Below are 17,970 nucleotides of genomic sequence, written 5' to 3'. Positions count from 1 at the left end.
AGGGGTTCCGTAAGGGATCCCCTCCCTGAGAGGTACGGACACCACTGTTGACGCCGGGTCTAACAAATGCGAGATTCTCCGATGTCAAGTTACGAGCACGTACCGCGACGGTGGGGCGAGGTGGCATGGCGACGACGTCGACCAGTGAGCGCTCGGCGGAGCTGCGAGGTTTCCGGACCGTGCAGCGCCTCGCCTACGAGTGCGCCGAAGCGGTCGCGGCCCGCCTCGAACCGGGCGTGACGGAGCGCGAGGCGGCGCGGATGCAGCGCGAGTGGCTGCGCGAGCGCGGGGTGCGGGACTGGTTCCACCTGCCCTTCGCCTGGTTCGGGGACCGCACGGCGTTCGTGAACTTCCGCGTCCCGTTGCAGTTCTTCCCGACCGGCCGCGCGCTGGAGCCCGGGATGCCGTTCATCCTCGACATGGCGCCGGTGTACGAGGGGTACACCGCGGACATCGGCTACTCCGGCTCGCTGGGCGTGAACCCGGTGCAGGACCGGCTGATGGCCGACCTGGAGGCACACCGCGAGCTGATCCTGCGCGAGGTGCGCGAGCGGCGCCCGCTGCGGGAGATCTACCAGGACGTGGACCGGCTCATGGTCCGCCAGGGCTACGCCAACCGGCACCGGGCCTACCCCTTCGGGGTGATCGCCCACAAGGTGGACCGGGTACGGCAGCGCCGCTGGTCACCCCATCTGTTCGGGTTCGGCACACAGTCCCTGAAGGGCCTGGCCGCCGACGCGCTGCACGGCCACCGCGAGGGCTGGTCGCCGCTGTGGTCGCCGTACCGCTTCTCGGACCACCCCCCGCGACCGGGCCTGTGGGCGGTCGAACCCCACCTCGGCTTCCGGGGGACGGGCGCGAAGTTCGAGGAGATCCTGGTGATCACCGACTCCCGGGACCCCGAGGAGAGCGCGTTCTGGCTGGACGACGATCTGCCGCACACGCGGCGCTGGGCGGAGGAGAAGTGACCTTGGAGGGTGCACGCGAGCGCTGGGTGCGCACGGGCGGGGTCGAGCTGTGCGTCGCCGAGCTGGGCGACCCCGGCCGGCCGACGGTGGTGCTGGTGCACGGCTACCCGGACAGCAAGGAGGTCTGGTCGGAGGTTGCCGTCCGGCTCGCCGACCGCTTCCACGTCGTCCTCTACGACGTCCGGGGCCACGGCCGCTCCACCGCGCCCCGGCCGCTGCGCGGCGGCTTCACCCTGGCCAAGCTCACGGACGACTTCCTGGCGGTCGTGGACGCGGTCAGCCCGGACCGGCCGGTGCACCTCGTCGGGCACGACTGGGGCTCGGTGCAGTCCTGGGAGTTCGTCACGGTGGGCCGCACGGAGGGCCGTATCGCCTCCTTCACCTCGATCTCCGGTCCCTCCCTCGACCACTTCGGGCACTGGATCGACGCGCGCGTGAAGCGCCCCACGCCCCGCCGGGTGGGGCAGCTCCTCGGCCAGGGCGCCAAGTCCTGGTACGTGTACCTGCTGCACACGCCGGCCCTGCCCGAGCTGGCCTGGCGCGGGCCGCTCGGCAAACGCTGGCCGAAGATCCTGGAGCGGGTCGAGCGGGTGCCCGGCGGCGACTACCCGACCGCCTCGTTCCCGACCGACGCGGCGCACGGCGCCTGGCTGTACCGGGACAACGTCCGCGCCCGGCTGCGCAGGCCGCGCCCGGACGCGTACGCACACGCGCCCGTGCAGCTCATCACGCCCCAGGGCGACGCGTTCCTCTCCGAGCGGCTCTACGACGACCTGGACCGGTGGGTGCCCCGGCTGACCCGCCGCACGCTCCCGGCCAGGCACTGGGTCCCGCGTACGCGCCCCGACCAGGTGGCCGCCTGGGTCGAGGAGTTCGTGACGTCCGTGGAGGGCGGCCGGGGCGCCCCGCAGCCCACCGGGCGCCACGCCGACCGGTTCGCCGGGCAGTTGGTGCTGGTCACCGGCGCGGGCAGCGGGATCGGCCGGGCGACGGCGTTCGCCTTCGCCGAGGCCGGCGCGCGCGTGATCGCCGTCGACCGCGACACCGAGGCCGCCGCCCGCACCGCCGAGCTGTCCCGGCTGGTCGGCGCGCCCGAGGCCTGGGCCGAGCCGGCCGACGTCTCCGACGAGCAAACCATGGAGAAGCTCGCGGAGAAGGTCCACCACGAGTACGGCGTGCTGGACGTGCTGGTCAACAACGCGGGCATCGGTCTGTCCGGCTCCTTCTTCGCCACGACGACCGACGACTGGCGCAAGGTGCTGGACGTGAACCTGTGGGGCGTGATCCACGGCTGCCGGCTCTTCGGCGGGCGAATGGCCGAACGCGGCCAGGGCGGCCACATCGTCAACGTCGCGTCGGCCGCCGCCTACCAGCCCTCGCGCGCGCTGCCCGCCTACAGCACCTCCAAGGCGGCGGTCCTGATGCTCTCCGAGTGCCTGCGCGCCGAGCTGGCCTCCGAGGGCATCGGCGTCACGGCGGTCTGCCCGGGCTTCGTCAACACCAGCATCACCTCCACGGCCCGCTTCACCGGCGTCGACGAGGAGGAACAAAAGCGCCGCCGGCAGCGGTCGGCCCGGCTGTACGGGCTGCGCAACTACCCGCCGGAGAAGGTGGCCGACGCGATCCTGGACGCGGTGGTCGGCAACAGGGCGGTGGCACCGGTGACCCCGGAGGCCCGCGGCGCCCACCTGCTGTCCCGCTTCGCACCGGGGCTGCTGAGGAGGATCGCGCGGGTGGAACCGAGGTTGTGACTCGAAACGCCGCAAACGGCACGCCAGTTGTCCACAACTTCGCCAATTCCCCTGTGGATAACCACACTTGGTTGTGGACAAACCTCGGAGCGAAAACAACCTGCGTGATCCGCATCTCTCCCGCACGCTGGACCCATGGACGAACGCCGCACTGTGAAGGTGTCGAAGTACCTCTCCAAACACCTGCGCCACCAGCCCGAAAGGATCGGACTCACGCCGGACCCGGGCGGCTGGGTGGAGATCGACACCCTGATCGCCGCGGCCGCCGCCCATGGGTTCCGGCTCACGCGCGAGGAGCTGGACCACGTGGTCGCCGCGAACGACAAGCAGCGCTTCGCCGTCGAGAACGGCAGGATCCGCGCCAGCCAGGGCCACAGCATCGAGGTCGACCTCGGCCTGCCCCCGGCGACCCCGCCGCCGTACCTGTACCACGGCACGGTCGCCCGCAACCTGGACCCGATCCGCGCGGAGGGCCTGCGGCCCATGAACCGGCACGACGTCCACCTCTCCGCCGACCGGGAGACCGCCACCCGCGTCGGAGCCCGCCGGGGCAGGCCCGTGGTGCTGGCCGTGGACTCCGGCGCGATGCACCGCGACGGCCATGTGTTCCGCGTCAGCGCCAACGGCGTCTGGCTGACCGCGACGGTGCCTCCGCACTACCTGCGCTTTCCCGGCCCGCACTGAGCACGCCGTGGCGGCACTGAGCGCTCCGTGGCGGGGCTGAACACTCCGTGGCGCACTGAACACACCGTGGCTGCCCTCAGCACTCCGCGGCGGTACTGAGCGCTCCGTGGCCATGCTGAGCACTCCGTAGCCATCCTGAGCACTCCGCGGCCGCCCTGAGGACTTGTGGCCGCGCCGAGCACTCCGTGGCCGCGGGACCGCACACGGTGATCGTTTCGTCCGCTGCCCGCGGTGCCGCTTACGCTCGGACGCATGAGTCTGCGTCTGAGCACCGTGATCCTGCCGTACCGCCGCTGGCACGAGGGCGGCCGTGCGGCCTGGGTGCGCGCCGAGCAGCTCGGCTTCCACACGGCCTACACCTACGACCACCTGTCCTGGCGCAGCTTCCGTGACGGCCCCTGGTTCGGCGCGATCCCCACGCTGACGGCGGCTGCGACGGCCACCGAGCGCCTGCGCCTCGGCACGCTGGTCACCTCGCCGAACTTCCGCCACCCCGTGACCCTCGCCAAGGAACTCATCTCGCTGGACGACATCTCCGGCGGCCGGGTCACCCTCGGCATCGGCGCGGGCGGCACCGGTTTCGACGCGAGCGCCCTCGGCCAGGAGCCGTGGACCCCGCGCGAGCGCGCCGACCGGTTCGCCGAGTTCGTGCCCCTGCTCGACCGGCTCCTCACCGAGGACGCCGTGTCGTCCGAGGGCCGTTTCTACTCGGCGCACGAGGCCAGGAACATCCCGGGCTGTGTGCAGCGCCCCCGGCTGCCGTTCGCGGTGGCGGCCACCGGCCCGCGCGGCCTGAAGCTCGCCGCGCGGTACGGCCAGGCGTGGGTGACCACCGGCGACCCGAAGCTGTACGAGACCGGCACGCCGGAGCAGTCCGTCGCGGCCCTGCGCGGCCAGATCGGCAAGCTGTCCGAGGCCTGCGAGGCCGCCGGGCGGGACCTGGCCGAGCTGGACAAGGTCCTGCTCACCGGCTTCACCCCGGACCGCGCCCGGCCGCTCGCGTCCCTGGACGCCTTCGTGGACTTCGCCGGCCGCCACCAGGAGCTGGGCTTCACCGAGATCGTGATCCACTGGCCCATCCCGGACTCCGACTTCGCCGCCGACGAGAAGGTCTTCGAGCGGATCGCCATGGAGGCTCTCGCCCAGCTGGACTGACCCCCGGACCAACCGTCCGCGTCGACCGCCCTGAGGGTCACCTGTGTCTCATCTGTGCGGACTCCCGCACGGTCGTGCGGATGCCTGGGTGAGAATGGCCGGGTGACCTCAGCGACCAGACAGCCCGGGACCCCTGCCGCCGCCCTGCCGCCGCGGCTGATCGCCACCGACCTGGACGGCACTCTGCTGCGCGACGACAAGTCGGTCTCCCAACGGACCGTCGCCGCGCTGGCCGCCGCCGAGGAGGCCGGGATCGAGGTCTTCTTCGTCACCGGCCGGCCGGCCCGCTGGATGGACGTGGTCAGCGACCACGTCCACGGGCACGGTCTGGCGATCTGCGGCAACGGCGCCGCCGTGGTCGACCTGCACGGCGGCCCCGGTGCCCACCGGTTCGTGAAGGTCCGCGAGCTGGCCCGGGACAACGCGCTGAAGGCCGTACATCTGCTGCGCGAGGCAGCACCCGGCACGGTGTTCGCGGTCGAGCAGACCTACGGCTTCCACCAGGAGCCGGACTATCCCAAGCTGCACATGGAGATCCCCGACCACCTCCTGCCCGCCGAGCGGCTGCTCGCACCCGACGGCCCCGACGCCGATCAGCCCGTGCTCAAGATCCTCGCCTACCACCCCTCCCTGGACCCCGACGCGTTCCTCACCCTCGCCCGGCTGGCCGTCGGCGACCATGCCAACGTCACCCGCTCCAGCCCCAGCGCCCTGCTGGAACTCAGCGGCCCCGGCGTCTCCAAGGCGAGCACCCTCGCCCTGTGCTGCGCCGAGCGCGGCATCTCGCACGAGGAGGTCGTGGCCTTCGGGGACATGCCCAACGACGTCGAGATGCTGACCTGGGCGGGCCAGTCCTACGCGATGGGCAACGCCCACCCCGACGTCATCGCGGCCGCGTCGGGCCGCACGGTCGCCAACAACGACGACGGAGTGGCGGTGGTGATCGAGCACCTGCTCGCCCACCGAGTGCGGTAGCGCTCCGCGCGCATCACGGCGACCTGCCGCACCGGTGCCCCCGGTCGAACGCCGCCGCACGACTGCGCTTGGACCCCGAGCAGACGTCCCTGGAGAAACGACCGGGCCACGAGATCCTGCCGAGACCGTCGGACCCGCCCCCACCGGGAGGGCTCGGCCTGGTGACCCGCCGCGTCGATGAACCCGGACGAAGCGAACAGGCCCCGGCGGTCCCCACCCAGGCCCCCGGGGACCGGCCCCGTCCGCCAGCGCTCAGCCCACGCCCACCAGTGACTCCGCCTCGGCCTCTCGGCGTGCCATTTCCCGTAGCGGCCCGGCCTCGGCGATCAGCCGCTCGTACGGCCCCCGCTGCACCACCCGGCCCTCGTCGAGCACGATCACCTCGTCCACCGCGTCGAGTCCCGCCAGCCGGTGGGTGATCAGCAGCGTCGTACGGCCCTCCGTCGCGGCCAGCAGATCGGCGGTCAGCGCGTCCGCCGTCGGCAGATCCAGGTGCTCGGCGGGCTCGTCCAACACCAGCACGGGGAAACCGGCCAGCAGCGCGCGGGCCAGCGCCAGCCGCTGCCGTTGCCCGCCGGACAACCGCGCCCCGTGCTCGCCGACGAGCGTGTCCAGGCCGTCGGGCAGCGCGTCCACCCAGTCCAGCAGCCGGGCCCGGGCCAGCGCTCCCCGCAGGTCGGCCTCGGTCGCGTCCTTCCTGGCCAGGAGCAGGTTCTCGCGCACCGAGCTGTCGAAGAGGTGCGCGTCCTGCGCGCACAGCCCGACGAACCGCCGTACGTCGTCACCGTCCAGCGCGCACGCGTCCACACCGGCGAGCGTGTACGAGCCCGCCTCCGGGTCGAGGAACCGCAGCAGCACCTGCGCGAGGGTCGTCTTGCCGGAGCCGGACGCTCCCACCACCGCGACCCGGCGCCCCTCCTCCAGCGTCAGATCCAGCCCGGCGAGCGCCTCCTGCCGCTGCCCCGCGTACCGCGCGACCACGCCCTTGACGACCACCGGGAACGGCGAGGCGGGCGCCTGCCCGGGCGAGACGGGCTCGCGTACGGGCTCGGGCGCGTCCAGGACCTCGTACACCCGCTCCGCGCTGCGCCGCGCCCGCTGCCGGTACCGCGCGGCGAGCGGCATACCCAGTACGGCCTCGAAGGCGGCCAGCGGGGTCAGGACGACCACGGCCATCGCCACGCCGCTCAGCCGGCCGGCCGCCACCGCCTGGGCGCCGAACGCCGCGGTGGCCGTGACGGTCAGCCCGGAGATCAGCGCGGTCAGCCCGTCCCCGAGCCCGGTGACGGCGGCGGCGCGCGCGGCGATCCGCGTGAGAGTGCCGTCGGCCCGCCGCGCCGCGTCCGTACGGGCCGGCAGCGCACCGGCGACGGTCAGCTCGGCGGTGCCGGTGAGCAGGTCGGTCACGCGGGTCGCGAGCACCCCCCGGGCGGGCGCCAGCCGCCGCTCGCTCCGCCGGGCCGCGGTCGCGGTCAGCAGGGGGACACCGACACCGGCCGCCAGCAGACCCGCCGCGAGGGCGGCACCGGCCTCGGGCAGCAGCCAGGCCGTGAAGCCGACGGAGGCGGCGGAGACGGTGAGGGCGACTCCGGCGGGCAGCAGCCAGCGCAGCCAGTAGTCCTGGAACGCGTCCACGTCCGCGACCAGCCGGGTGAGCAGATCACCGCGCCGGGCGCCACGCAGTCCGGCGGGGGCCAGGCGCTCCAGCCGCCGGTACACCGCGACCCGGGTATCGGCCAGCATCCGCAGGACGGCGTCGTGCGACACCAGCCGCTCGGCGTACCGGAAGACGGCCCGCCCGATCCCGAACGCCCGGGTCGCGGTCACGGCCACCATCAGATACAGCACCGGCGGCTGCTGCGAGGCCCGGGAGATGAGCCAGCCGGAGGTGGCCATGAGCCCCACGGCACTCCCCAACGCAAGACTCCCCAACCCCAGGGCCAGGACCAACCGCCCCCCACCAACCCCCCGAACCCGCCGCAACACACCCGGCCCAGTCCGCTGCCCCCGCCCCACCCCACTGAGCCGCCCCTCTGCCAACTGACCTTCCAGCCGCCCGAGCCGCCCCTCCACCGACTCACCATCCGACCACCCGACCCGATCCCCCACCGGCCCACCATCCAGCCCACCGACCCGGGACGCCGCCGACTCACCTTCCAGCCCACCGACCCGGAACCCCGCCGGCTCACCTTCCAGCCCACCGAGCCGGAACCCCGCTGGCTCACCTTCCAGCCGACCGAGCCCAGCCCCCACCGGCTCGCCATGCAGCCGGCCGAGCCGAGCCCCCGCCGGCTCATCTCCCAGCCCACCGAGCCGATCCCCCGCCGGCCCACCGTGCAGCCCACCAAGCCGATCCCCCGCTGGCCCACCTTCCAGCCGACCGAGCCCAGCCCCCACCGGCCCACCATCCAGCCCACCGAGCCGGAACCCCGTCGGCTCGCCTTCCAGCTGACCGAGTCGGGTGGCGGGTGGGCGAGGTCGGGGGTCCAGGGGGCGGAGCCCCCCGGTGGGCCCACTGCACCCCGAGGACGGCACAGACGCGGCACCTCCCAGCCGTACGACCCGGTCAGCCACCCCCAACAACGCCGGCCGATGCACAACAAGCACCACGGTCCGCCCAGCCGCAAGCCTCCGCACCGCAGCCACAACCTCCCCCTCGGTCCCCCCGTCCAACGCAGCCGTCGGCTCATCCAGCAACAGCACAGGCCGATCCGCGAGAAAGGCCCGAGCCAACGCCAGCCGCTGCCGCTGCCCCGCCGACAACCCGGCCCCGTCCTCCCCGAGTACGGTGTCGACCCCCTCCGGCAGCGCCGCCACGAACTCCCACGCCCCCGCGTCCCGCAGCGCCCGCCGCACAGCACTGTCATCCGCGTCAGGCCGAGCCAGCCGCACGTTCTCCGCGATCGTCCCGGCGTACAGATGCGGCCTCTGCGGCACCCACGCGACCCGCGACCGCCACTCCGCCACATCCAGCCCGGCAAGATCGGCGCCCCCGATCCGCACCCGCCCCTCGGTGGGCCGTACGAACCCCAGCAGCACGCTCAGCAGCGTCGACTTGCCCACCCCGCTCGGCCCGACCAGCGCGACGGTCTCACCGGGCTCGACGGTGAACGACACATCGGTCACCGCATCCGAAGAACGCCCCGGATACCGAACGGAGACCCCCTCGAAGGCCAGTCCACCCGTCGGCACCGCACCGGTACCCGATTCCGGCACCGCCTTCTCCAGCACGGTGAAGATCTCCTCCGCCGCGGCAAGCCCCTCCGCCGCCGCGTGGTACTGCGCACCCACCTGCCGCAGCGGCAGATAGGCCTCGGGCGCCAGCACGAGGATCACCAGACCGATGGAGAGATCCATGTCGCCGCGCACGAGCCGCATCCCGATCGTCACGGCAACCAGCGCGACCGACAGCGTGGCCAGCAACTCCAGCGCGAACGAGGACAGGAAGGCGATCCGCAGCGTCCGAAGAGTGGCCTGCCGGTACTCATCGGTGATCCGCCGGATCGACGCGGCCTGCGCCTTGGCCCGACCGAACACCTTCAGCGTGGGCAGTCCCGCGACCACGTCCAGAAAGTGACCGGACAGCCGGGACAGCAACCGCCACTGACGGTCCATCCGGGACTGGGTCGCCCAGCCGATCAGCATCATGAAGACCGGAATCAGCGGCAGCGTACCGACGATGATCGCGGCCGACACCCAGTCCTCGGTGACGATCCGGGCCAACACCGCCACGGGCACGACCACGGCAAGCCCCAACTGCGGCAGATAGCGCGAGAAGTAGTCGTCCAGGGCGTCGACCCCACGCGTGGCCAGGGTGACCAGCGAGCCGGTCCGCTGACCACTCAGCCACCCCGGACCGAGCGCCGCAGCCCGGTCGAGGAGCCGCCCGCGCAGCTCCGACTTCACGGCAGCGCTCGCACGGTGGGCCGCGAGTTCGGTGAGCCACGCGACCATCGACCGCCCGACGGCCACAGCCGCCAACAGCAGCAGAGGCGTGCGCAGTTCACCGACCGACTGCCCATGCTGAAACGCCCCGACGACGATCTCGGCGACGAGCATGGCCTGAGCGATGACCAGTCCAGCCCCGACGGCCCCCAAGCCGACGACCGCGACGAGGAAGAGCCGGGTGGCACGGGCGTACCGCAGAAGACGGGGATCGATTGGTTTCACGTGAAACATGCCCTTCGGTACCGAGGGGACTGTTTCACGTGAAACACCCCCCTCGGTGGACTCAGTGCGCGGCTCCGGCCGCAGCGTCAGGAGCGATGTGCTGCGTGCCGATCCGCTTGCGGAAGACCCAGTAGGTCCAGCCCTGGTAGAGCAGAACGAGCGGCGTGGCGATCGCCGCGCACCACGTCATGATCTTCAGGGTGTACGGGCTCGACGAGGCGTTGGTGACCGTCAGGCTCCAGTCCCCGTTCAGCGTGGACGGCATGACGTTCGGGAAGAGCGACAGGAAGAGCATCGCCACGGCCGCCACGATGGTGATCCCGGACAGCGCGAACGACCATCCCTCCCGCCCGGCCTGGTTGGCCACGAGAGCCGCCACGAGGGCGACGACGGCCACGATCAGGGCCACCAGGCTCTTGCCGTCACCGGTGTCGGCCTGCGTCCACAGCAGGAAGGCGAGCGCCGCGACGGCCGCGACCAGACCCACCCACCGGGCCAGCTTCCGGGCCCGTACCCGGATCTCCCCCACGGTCTTGAGCGCGGTGAACACCGCCCCGTGGAAGGTGAACAGCGTGAGCGTCACCAGACCGCCGAGCAGGGCGTAGGGGTTGAGCAGGTCCCAGACGTTGCCGACGTATTCGAAGTTCTGGTCGAGCTTCACCCCCCGCACGATGTTCCCGAAGGCCACGCCCCACAGGAACGCCGGGAGCAGCGAGGTCCAGAAGATCGCCGTCTCCCAGTTGCGTTGCCAGTTCTCCTCCGGCCGCTTGGCCCGGTACTCGAAAGCGACACCCCGGACGATCAGGCAGACAAGGATGAGCAGCAGGGGCAGGTAGAAGCCGGAGAAGAGGGTGGCGTACCACTCCGGGAACGCGGCGAAGGTCGCACCGCCCGCGGTGAGCAGCCACACCTCGTTGCCGTCCCAGACCGGGCCGATGGTGTTGATCAGCACCCGGCGCTCGGGCCGGCTGCGGGCCAGCAGCCTGGTGAGGATACCGACCCCGAAGTCGAAGCCTTCCAGGAAGAAGTAGCCGGTCCACAGGACGGCGATCAGGACGAACCAGACGTCGTGAAGTTCCATGACTGTTCCCTCGGCCTAGTACGAGAAGGCCATCGGCTTGTCGGCGTCACGGGTGTCGCCGCCGATCTTCGTGGGCGGGTTGAGGTCGGCCTCGGTCAGTTCGGGCGGGCCGGCCTTGACGTACTTCGCGAGCAGCTTGACCTCGATCACGGCGAGGATGGCGTACAGCGAGGTGAAGACGATCATCGAGGTGAGGACCTCGCCCTGGGAGACACCGGGGGAGACCGCGTCCCGGGTCTGGAGGACGCCGTAGACGACCCACGGCTGGCGGCCCATCTCGGTGAAGATCCAGCCCCAGGAGTTGGCGATCAGCGGGAAGGCCAGAGTCCAGGTCGCGATGCGCCAGTACCAGGGGGTGAGCTTCGGGCTGAGGGCCTTGTTCTTGAACAGCACCAGATGCGGCACCTCGTCGTCGCCGACCCTCAGGGCCGGCGGCAGCATGAACTTCTTGCGGGTCAGCCAGAGCCCGGCCAGCCCGATGGCGAAGGAGGCCATGCCGAAGCCGATCATCCAGCGGAAGCCCCAGAAGGCGACGGGGATGTTGGGCCGGTAGTCACCGGGCCCGAACTTCTGCTGCTCGGCCTTGTTGACGTCGTTGATGCCGGGCACGTACGAGGTGAAGCTGTCGTCGGCGAGGAAGGACAGCAGACCGGGGATCTCGACGGCCACCGTGTTGTGGCCCTTGTCCACGTCGCCATACGCGAAGATCGAGAATGGCGCCGGCTTCTGGCCGTCCCACAGCGCCTCGGCGGCGGCCATCTTCATCGGCTGCTGCTTGAACATGACCTTGCCGAGGGTGTCGCCACTGACCGCGGTGAGCAGGCCGGCGATGACCACGGTGATCAGGCCGAGCCGCAGCGAGGTCTTCATCTCGCGGATGTGCTTCTTACGGGCCAGGTGGTAGGCGGAGATGCCCACCATGAAGGCGCCACCGGTCAGGAAGGCCGCGGACAGGGTGTGGAAGGCCTGGCTGAGGGCCGTGTTCTGGGTCAGCACGGCCCAGAAGTCGGTCAGCTCGGCCCGCCCCCTCGCCTTGTCGATCTTGTAGCCGACCGGGTGCTGCATCCAGGAGTTCGCCGCGAGGATGAAGTACGCCGACAGGATCGTGCCGATCGAGACCATCCAGATGCAGGCCAGGTGGAGCTTCTTGGGCAGCTTGTCCCAGCCGAAGATCCACAGGCCGATGAAGGTGGACTCGAAGAAGAACGCGATCAGTGCCTCGAAGGCGAGCGGGGCGCCGAAGATGTCACCGACGAAGCGCGAGTAGTCGGACCAGTTCATGCCGAACTGGAACTCCTGCACGATGCCGGTGACCACGCCCATCGCGATGTTGATCAGGAAGAGCTTGCCCCAGAACTTCGTCGCCCTGAGGTACTTCTCCTTCTCCGTGCGCACCCAGGCCGTCTGTAGCCCGGCCGTGAGGGCGGCCAGGGAGATCGTCAGCGGAACGAACAGGAAGTGGTAGACGGTGGTGATGCCGAACTGCCAGCGCGCCAGTGTCTCCGGCGCCAAAGCCAGGTCCACGTCGTCACTCTCCTTACTACGCCGTGGTACAGCGGCGGTTTGCCCCTTTTGTTGCACACATACGGAGCAAACGAGACACGCTTGTGAAAGCGTTCACATTCACAAGCCATTATGACGCACTGATTTTCGGTCCACGAAGGGGGGTCCCCTCCTTCGCCCCGGCGCCCCGACTGTCCAGGCCTTCGCCAGGGCGCTGCCCCTCGCTTCGACCGCGCGCACATGGGATGAGGAGGTGTATTTCGACACAGGCGTCTCTGTTTCACGTGAAACGGACGCCCGACAGACATGGAACCGGGCACAATGGCCTTCTGGACGGATGGCGACGCACTCGCCCTCCCTTACGGCCACACGCCGATCTCGCGAGGCGAGGAGTGCCGCCTCGCGAGCCCGTGCAATGTCCTCGGCAGCGTGGACGGGGACGCCGCCCTCCTGGCGACCGTGCGCGACGGCGATCCCATCCGGGTCGAACTGATCGACGAGTAGAGCTACCGCCGGACTACAGCTCCTTGCGGAACCCCTCCGCCACCTTCAGGAAGATGTCGTTCGCCTCGGCCTCCCCGACCGTCACCCGCACACCCTCGCCCGGGAACGGCCGGATCACCACCCCGTGCTCCTCACAGACCTGAGCGAACGGGACCGTACGCTCCCCCAGCCGCAGCCACACGAAGTTGGCCTGTGTCTCCGGCACCGTCCAGCCCTGGGCCCGCAACCCGTCGACCACGCGGATGCGCTCGCACACCAGTGAGCCCACCCGGCCCAGCAACTCGTCCTCGGCACGCAGCGAGGCGATCGCCGCCTCCTGCGCGAGCTGGCTCACCCCGAACGGCACCGCCGTCTTGCGCAGCGCCGCCGCCACCGGCTCATGGGCGATCGCGAAACCGACGCGCAGCCCTGCCAGCCCGTACGCCTTGGAGAAGGTCCGCAGGACGCAGACGTTGGGCCGCTTCCGGTACAGCTCGACACCGTCGGGCACCTCGGGGTCGCGGATGAACTCCCGGTAGGCCTCGTCCAGTACCACGAGCACATCAGTGGGCACCCGGTCGAGGAACCGCTCCAGCTCGGCCCGTCGCACCACCGTGCCGGTCGGGTTGTTGGGGTTGCAGACGAAGATCAGCCGCGTCCGGTCGGTGATCGCGTCCGCCATCGCGTCCAGGTCGTGCACATCACCCGGCGTCAGCGGCACCTGCACCGAGCGGGCGCCGCTGATCTGCGTGATGATCGGGTACGCCTCGAACGACCGCCAGGCATACATCACCTCGTCGCCGGGGCCGCTGGTGGCCTGGATCAGCTGCTGGGCGACCCCCACCGAGCCGGTGCCGGTGGCCACGTCGGAGAGCGGCACACCGAAGCGCTCGGACAGCTCGTTCATCAGCCCGGTGCAGGCCATGTCCGGGTAGCGGTTGAAGTCGCAGGCCGCCGCGGTCACGCTCTCCAGCACGCTGGGCAGCGGCGGGTACGGGTTCTCGTTGGAGGACAGCTTGTAGGCGACCGGTCCGCCGGCCGCGGCCGGCTTGCCCGGCTTGTAGGTGGGGATACCCTCCAGCTCGGCGCGCAGCTTGGGGCTCGTCTCGCTCACCGCAGTCCTCCTCGCGACCACCGGCGGCCCGTCGACACCGCCGGCTCCAATACTTCTCACCTTAAGAGGATTCGGCGCCGCTGCGAACAGGTGCGGGACGCCCAGTAGTGCGGCCGTCGCCCCCGAAAGAGGCGAAGCTCACGTCTGCCACCGGCATCAAGGGCAACCTCGTACGAAGGCGTACGTTTCGGGGGGCGCGCCGTACATATATCTATGCGCCGGTGGCTTGCGCCGTGGCGCGCGTCCCCCGTGAAGGTGAGTTGAGACCTCTTCGAGACATCGGGGACTTGGTAGGTCCATCCGCGTCGACAAGTCACGTCTTACTATTGGATCGGTCAACCACCTTGTTTTCCCAGGCAGTTGACGTCCCATGACCATGCAGAAACGTGCCTGTCAACGCGTGCATATGCGTCCGCACTACCCCACCGCATGAGCCCTACTATCGGCTCGCCATGACAGCAGCAGGGAAGCACCAGGTGAGCCGCGCGGAAACCTCACGTCGAGGCAGCCGGCCGGGTCGGGCGGGCATCAGAGACGTCGCCGCCGCCGCCGGGGTCTCCATCACGACCGTGTCCGACGCTCTCAACGGCAAGGGCCGGCTCCCGGATGCCACCCGGCGCCATGTCCGCGAGGTCGCCGACCGGCTGGGGTACCGACCCTCGGCCGCCGCCCGCACCCTCCGTACCGGCAAGTCGGGCCTGATCGGCCTGACCGTGACGACGTACGGGGATGAACCTTTCACCTTCACGGAGTTCGCCTACTTCGCCGAGATGGCCCGGGCCGCGACCTCGGCCGCGCTCGCCCGCGGCTACGCCCTGGTCATCCTGCCCGCCACCTCCCGCCACGACGTCTGGTCCAACGTCGCCCTGGACGGCACGGTCGTCATCGATCCGTCCGACCAGGACCCGGTGGTCAGCGAGCTGGTCAGGCAGGGGCTGCCCGTCGTCTCCGACGGCCGGCCGGCCGGCGCACTCCCCGTCACCGCCTGGGTCGACAACGACCACGAGGCCGCCGTACTCGGCATCCTCGACCACCTCGCCGCCGCCGGCGCCCGCCGCATCGGCCTGCTCACCGGCACCACGACGGACACATACACCCACCTGTCGACCACCGCCTACCTGCGCTGGTGCGAACGGGTCGGCCAGGACCCGGTCTACGAGGCCTACCCGGCGCACGACCCGTGCGCGGGCGCCGTCGCCGCCGACCGGCTGCTCGCCCGCCCCGACCGGCCCGACGCGGTCTACGGACTGTTCGACCCCAACGGCACCGACCTGCTCGCCGCCGCCCGCCGCTACGGCCTGCGCGTCCCCGACGACCTGCTGCTGGTGTGTTGCAGCGAGTCCACCGTGTACGCCAGCACCGAGCCGCCCATCACCACCCTGTCCCTGAAGCCGCGCCGCATCGGCACCGCCGTCGTCCAGCTCCTCATCGACGCCATCGAGGGTGTTGAGTCCGACCAGCCGGTCGAGCAGGTGATACCGACGGAGCTGATCGTGCGCACCTCCTCCCAGCGGCGGTCCCCGCGCACGACGGTCAGCCCGCCGCGGACACCGGACGACACGTAGCCCCGCCGGCCGCACCGGCCCGTGCGGGGCCCGGCCGGTGCGGCACAGGGGGACCGGCCGACGCGCTACGCGCGCGGCGAGCCCGGCCCGCCGAGGACTCGGTCGGCCGACAGCCCGTCGAACATCTGCCCAAACGGGGCGAAAGCCGCGGTGAACTGGAGTCTTGTTCCGATTCACCACCCCTGGGTCATCACACGGCGCGACGCGCATTCCTATGATGGGCCCACGACACCGCGGACCGCTGCGACCAGGCAGTCCGAAGCGGTGCAGATGCGGCGCGATGGTGGAGGGGTCTGATGACTCAGGGGGCCGGTCAGGGACCCGAGGCGGAGCGGACGGCGACGCTACGCGACTTCCGGGTACCCGCGTACGTCCACGAGACCGGTCCGTACGTCCAGCGCGTCCACCCCGGCGACGTCGTCCCGCCCGCCGACGAGGCGTACCCCGAGGGCTACACCCCCACCCAGCGCGACCTTCCCGTCATCAACCGCGGCGACACCCTCCAGGTCCCCGTCGAGCCCGCCCCCGCAGCCCCGGCCCCGCAGCCCGCGACCGGGCCCGGCCCGCTCTACGTCGTCGGTGACGTCCACGGCTACCTGGACGAGCTGATGGCCGCTCTTCAGGAGCAGGGCCTGATCGACGCCTCGGGCCAGTGGTGCGCCGGCACCGCCCGGCTGTGGTTCCTCGGCGACTTCACCGACCGCGGCCCGGACGGCATCGGCGTCATCGACCTGGTCATGCGGCTGTCCGCCGAGGCCGCGGCGGCCGGCGGCTACTGCAAGGCCCTCATGGGCAACCACGAACTGCTGCTCCTCGGCGCCAAACGGTTCGGCGACACCCCCGTCAACTCCGGCGCGGGCACCGCCACCTTCCAGGCCGCCTGGCTGCTCAACGGCGGCCAGAAGACCGACATGGACCGCCTCCAGGACCATCACTTGCAGTGGATGGCCCGCCTCGACGCCGTCGAGGAGGTCGACGGCTATCTGCTCATCCACTCCGACACCACCGCCTACCTCGACTACGGCGACTCCATCGAGGCGGTCAACGACACCGTCCGCGAGGCTCTGACCCGCAACGACGCCGACGAGGTCTGGGACCTGTTCCGCAAGTTCACCAAGCGCTTCTCCTTCCGCGACGAGGGCGGCGCCGACGCCGTGCGCTCCCTCCTCGATACGTACGGCGGCACCCGGGTCGTTCACGGGCACAGCCCCATTCCCTATCTCCTCGGCGAGGTCGGCTCCGAGGACGGCGAGGAGAGCGGCGGCCCGGTCGTCGAGGGACCGCACGTCTACGCCGACGGGCTCGCCATCGCCATGGACGGCGGAGTGACCATGGCCGGAAAACTGCTGGTCCAGCAACTGCCTCTGGATATGTGACCGTTCGGCGGGCAAATGTTCCCTGGCCGCGTACGCGCAGGCCGGACCGCAATTTCCGGCAATCCCCTGTCACCGTGCGCCGTCACGGCTCTACCATCGGCTTATCCGTAGCAGGCTCCCCTCCGTTTCTGCCCGACGGCTCGCCGGCGTGCGAGCCCCAAGCCCTACGGAGCATCGGGGGATGCACATGAACAGCGTTCCGCAGCACCTGAAGAGCGAGGACCGCCAGGAATTCGAGCGGCTCCTCGATGAGGCGCTGCGCTCCGCACCGCACCGACCGGAACTGGCCGCTGTCGGACAGCGGCTCAACTCTGAACAGCTGCGCACCATGGCGCTCAGCGCCTCCGCCCTGATCACGGCAGCCGCGGCGGCCGAGTACCAGCACTACGTCAAACTGCGCGACGAACTGCGTCACCCGGCGCTGTCCGGCCCGTCGGCCGCCGACAACTCCGAGGTGGCGTCCCCTGGTTCGACCGCCACGGGACTCGCCACTACCCTCGGCGAAGCCGCCGAGACCACCGGCGCGGGCGCCATCGCGGTCATCGCCGTCCTGGCTCCCGTCCTGTCCGGGACCGCCGCGGTGCTCTTCCTGCTCGTCGGCTACATCCTGAAGGTGCTCGATCCCGGGCAGACCTTCGCCCGGACCATGCTCACCGCCGGCTGGGTGTTCGGCGCCATCACCGCGGCGACGATCCTCGTCGCCGCGGTCGGACTGGTGCTCACCGCCCTGCGCAACAGCACCCCGGCGGACGCCCGGGCACGGGACGCGTCCAACGAGGAGCTGACCAGGGCCAAGGAGGCCTGGCGGGACGCCCTGCTGGAGCGCGGCATCCTGCCCTTCCTCCAAGAGGCACTCGCCGAGCCCGGGACGCCCGCCGTGCACCCACCGGCCCCACCCGCACCGACCGGCCGCATACCCCGCCTCGGCTACGACCGCCCCGGGTTCAGCAGCCCCGACGACGGCGCCGCGACCGGCCGCCCGAGCTTCACCAGCCCCGACTACACGAGCCCGGACTTCGGCGGCCCGGAGAACCAGCCCGAGTGATCCGAGCGGCCCACCGGGGTGCTGCCACCACCCGGCCGGCCGCGAGCCCTACTGCCCCGCCGCACCAGCCGACCGTCATCGGACCGGCCGGCGCGGCGAG

At 71.1% G+C, this 17,970-nt stretch carries 12 protein-coding genes and 1 pseudogene; 9 read left to right on the top strand and 4 right to left on the bottom strand.

Annotated features, from left to right (window positions below):
* Nucleotides 1-125 precede the first annotated feature (125 nt).
* The 5 genes from ACZ4WH_RS09170 to ACZ4WH_RS09150 all read left to right on the top strand — a co-directional run bounded on the left by ACZ4WH_RS09170 (nucleotide 126) and on the right by ACZ4WH_RS09150 (nucleotide 5,533).
* The gene (locus ACZ4WH_RS09170; protein WP_468178198.1) at nucleotides 126-968 is read left to right on the top strand and encodes a M24 family metallopeptidase; all 843 of its coding nucleotides are present in this window, start codon (nucleotides 126-128) and stop codon (nucleotides 966-968) included.
* Nucleotides 965-2,719 carry an SDR family oxidoreductase gene (locus ACZ4WH_RS09165; protein WP_468178196.1) on the top strand — a complete coding sequence of 585 codons (1,755 nt, stop codon included), beginning with the start codon at nucleotides 965-967 and terminating at the stop codon, nucleotides 2,717-2,719. The genes ACZ4WH_RS09170 and ACZ4WH_RS09165 overlap by 4 nt, the downstream gene beginning before the upstream one ends.
* A 135-nt stretch (nucleotides 2,720-2,854) precedes the next feature.
* A complete protein-coding gene (locus ACZ4WH_RS09160) occupies nucleotides 2,855-3,403 on the top strand; it encodes an RNA 2'-phosphotransferase (protein WP_468178195.1) in 549 nt (182 codons plus the stop codon).
* 252 nt (nucleotides 3,404-3,655) lie between these two features.
* Nucleotides 3,656-4,558, top strand: a complete 903-nt coding sequence (locus tag ACZ4WH_RS09155; RefSeq protein WP_468178194.1) for an LLM class flavin-dependent oxidoreductase — start codon at nucleotides 3,656-3,658, stop codon at nucleotides 4,556-4,558.
* 102 nt (nucleotides 4,559-4,660) lie between these two features.
* Nucleotides 4,661-5,533: a Cof-type HAD-IIB family hydrolase gene (locus ACZ4WH_RS09150; protein WP_468178193.1), complete on the top strand. Its 873-nt coding sequence runs from the start codon at nucleotides 4,661-4,663 to the stop codon at nucleotides 5,531-5,533.
* 252 nt (nucleotides 5,534-5,785) lie between these two features.
* Here ACZ4WH_RS09150 and cydD read toward each other — a convergent pair whose 3' ends face one another.
* From cydD to ACZ4WH_RS09135, 3 genes are all read right to left on the bottom strand, one after another.
* Complete coding sequence (cydD, locus tag ACZ4WH_RS09145; RefSeq protein WP_468178191.1) at nucleotides 5,786-9,703, bottom strand: thiol reductant ABC exporter subunit CydD; 3,918 nt, start codon at nucleotides 9,701-9,703, stop codon at nucleotides 5,786-5,788.
* A 61-nt stretch (nucleotides 9,704-9,764) separates the two neighbouring features.
* Entirely contained in the window at nucleotides 9,765-10,784 is a 1,020-nt protein-coding gene (gene cydB / locus ACZ4WH_RS09140; protein WP_468178189.1) for a cytochrome d ubiquinol oxidase subunit II, read from the bottom strand.
* A gap of 15 nt (nucleotides 10,785-10,799) precedes the next feature.
* The gene (locus tag ACZ4WH_RS09135) at nucleotides 10,800-12,308 is read right to left on the bottom strand and encodes a cytochrome ubiquinol oxidase subunit I (protein WP_468178187.1); all 1,509 of its coding nucleotides are present in this window, start codon (nucleotides 12,306-12,308) and stop codon (nucleotides 10,800-10,802) included.
* 166 nt (nucleotides 12,309-12,474) lie between these two features.
* Between ACZ4WH_RS09135 and ACZ4WH_RS09130 the strand changes: the two are divergent.
* A pseudogene (locus ACZ4WH_RS09130) lies at nucleotides 12,475-12,791 on the top strand (cyclophilin-like fold protein); the annotation flags it as partial.
* Nucleotides 12,792-12,804: 13 nt separating this feature from the next.
* On the opposite strand, the gene hisC reads toward ACZ4WH_RS09130, so the two are convergent.
* Complete coding sequence (gene hisC, locus ACZ4WH_RS09125) at nucleotides 12,805-13,884, bottom strand: histidinol-phosphate transaminase (protein WP_468178184.1); 1,080 nt, start codon at nucleotides 13,882-13,884, stop codon at nucleotides 12,805-12,807.
* Between the two features lie 452 nt (nucleotides 13,885-14,336).
* Between hisC and ACZ4WH_RS09120 the strand changes: the two genes are divergently transcribed.
* The 3 genes from ACZ4WH_RS09120 to ACZ4WH_RS09110 all read left to right on the top strand — a co-directional run bounded on the left by ACZ4WH_RS09120 (nucleotide 14,337) and on the right by ACZ4WH_RS09110 (nucleotide 17,870).
* A complete protein-coding gene (locus ACZ4WH_RS09120) occupies nucleotides 14,337-15,449 on the top strand; it encodes a LacI family DNA-binding transcriptional regulator (RefSeq protein ID WP_171154747.1) in 1,113 nt (370 codons plus the stop codon).
* A 296-nt stretch (nucleotides 15,450-15,745) separates the two neighbouring features.
* Complete coding sequence (locus tag ACZ4WH_RS09115) at nucleotides 15,746-16,825, top strand: metallophosphoesterase (RefSeq protein ID WP_468178181.1); 1,080 nt, start codon at nucleotides 15,746-15,748, stop codon at nucleotides 16,823-16,825.
* Between the two features lie 181 nt (nucleotides 16,826-17,006).
* Complete coding sequence (locus ACZ4WH_RS09110) at nucleotides 17,007-17,870, top strand: hypothetical protein (RefSeq protein WP_468178179.1); 864 nt, start codon at nucleotides 17,007-17,009, stop codon at nucleotides 17,868-17,870.
* Nucleotides 17,871-17,970: the final 100 nt, after the last annotated feature.

It is taken from the genome of Streptomyces sp. NPDC029138, assembly GCF_055564375.1.
This window is presented reverse-complemented; position numbering and strand designations above follow the sequence as displayed.

Coding starts and splice junctions, on each gene's coding strand:
- ACZ4WH_RS09170 (WP_468178198.1), top strand. CDS start 126: ATGGCGACGACGTCGACCAGTGAGCGCTCGGCGGAGCTGCGAGGTTTC.
- ACZ4WH_RS09160 (WP_468178195.1), top strand. CDS start 2,855: ATGGACGAACGCCGCACTGTGAAGGTGTCGAAGTACCTCTCCAAACAC.
- ACZ4WH_RS09155 (WP_468178194.1), top strand. CDS start 3,656: ATGAGTCTGCGTCTGAGCACCGTGATCCTGCCGTACCGCCGCTGGCAC.
- cydB (WP_468178189.1), bottom strand. CDS start 10,784: ATGGAACTTCACGACGTCTGGTTCGTCCTGATCGCCGTCCTGTGGACC.
- ACZ4WH_RS09120 (WP_171154747.1), top strand. CDS start 14,337: ATGACAGCAGCAGGGAAGCACCAGGTGAGCCGCGCGGAAACCTCACGT.
- ACZ4WH_RS09115 (WP_468178181.1), top strand. CDS start 15,746: ATGACTCAGGGGGCCGGTCAGGGACCCGAGGCGGAGCGGACGGCGACG.
- ACZ4WH_RS09110 (WP_468178179.1), top strand. CDS start 17,007: ATGCACATGAACAGCGTTCCGCAGCACCTGAAGAGCGAGGACCGCCAG.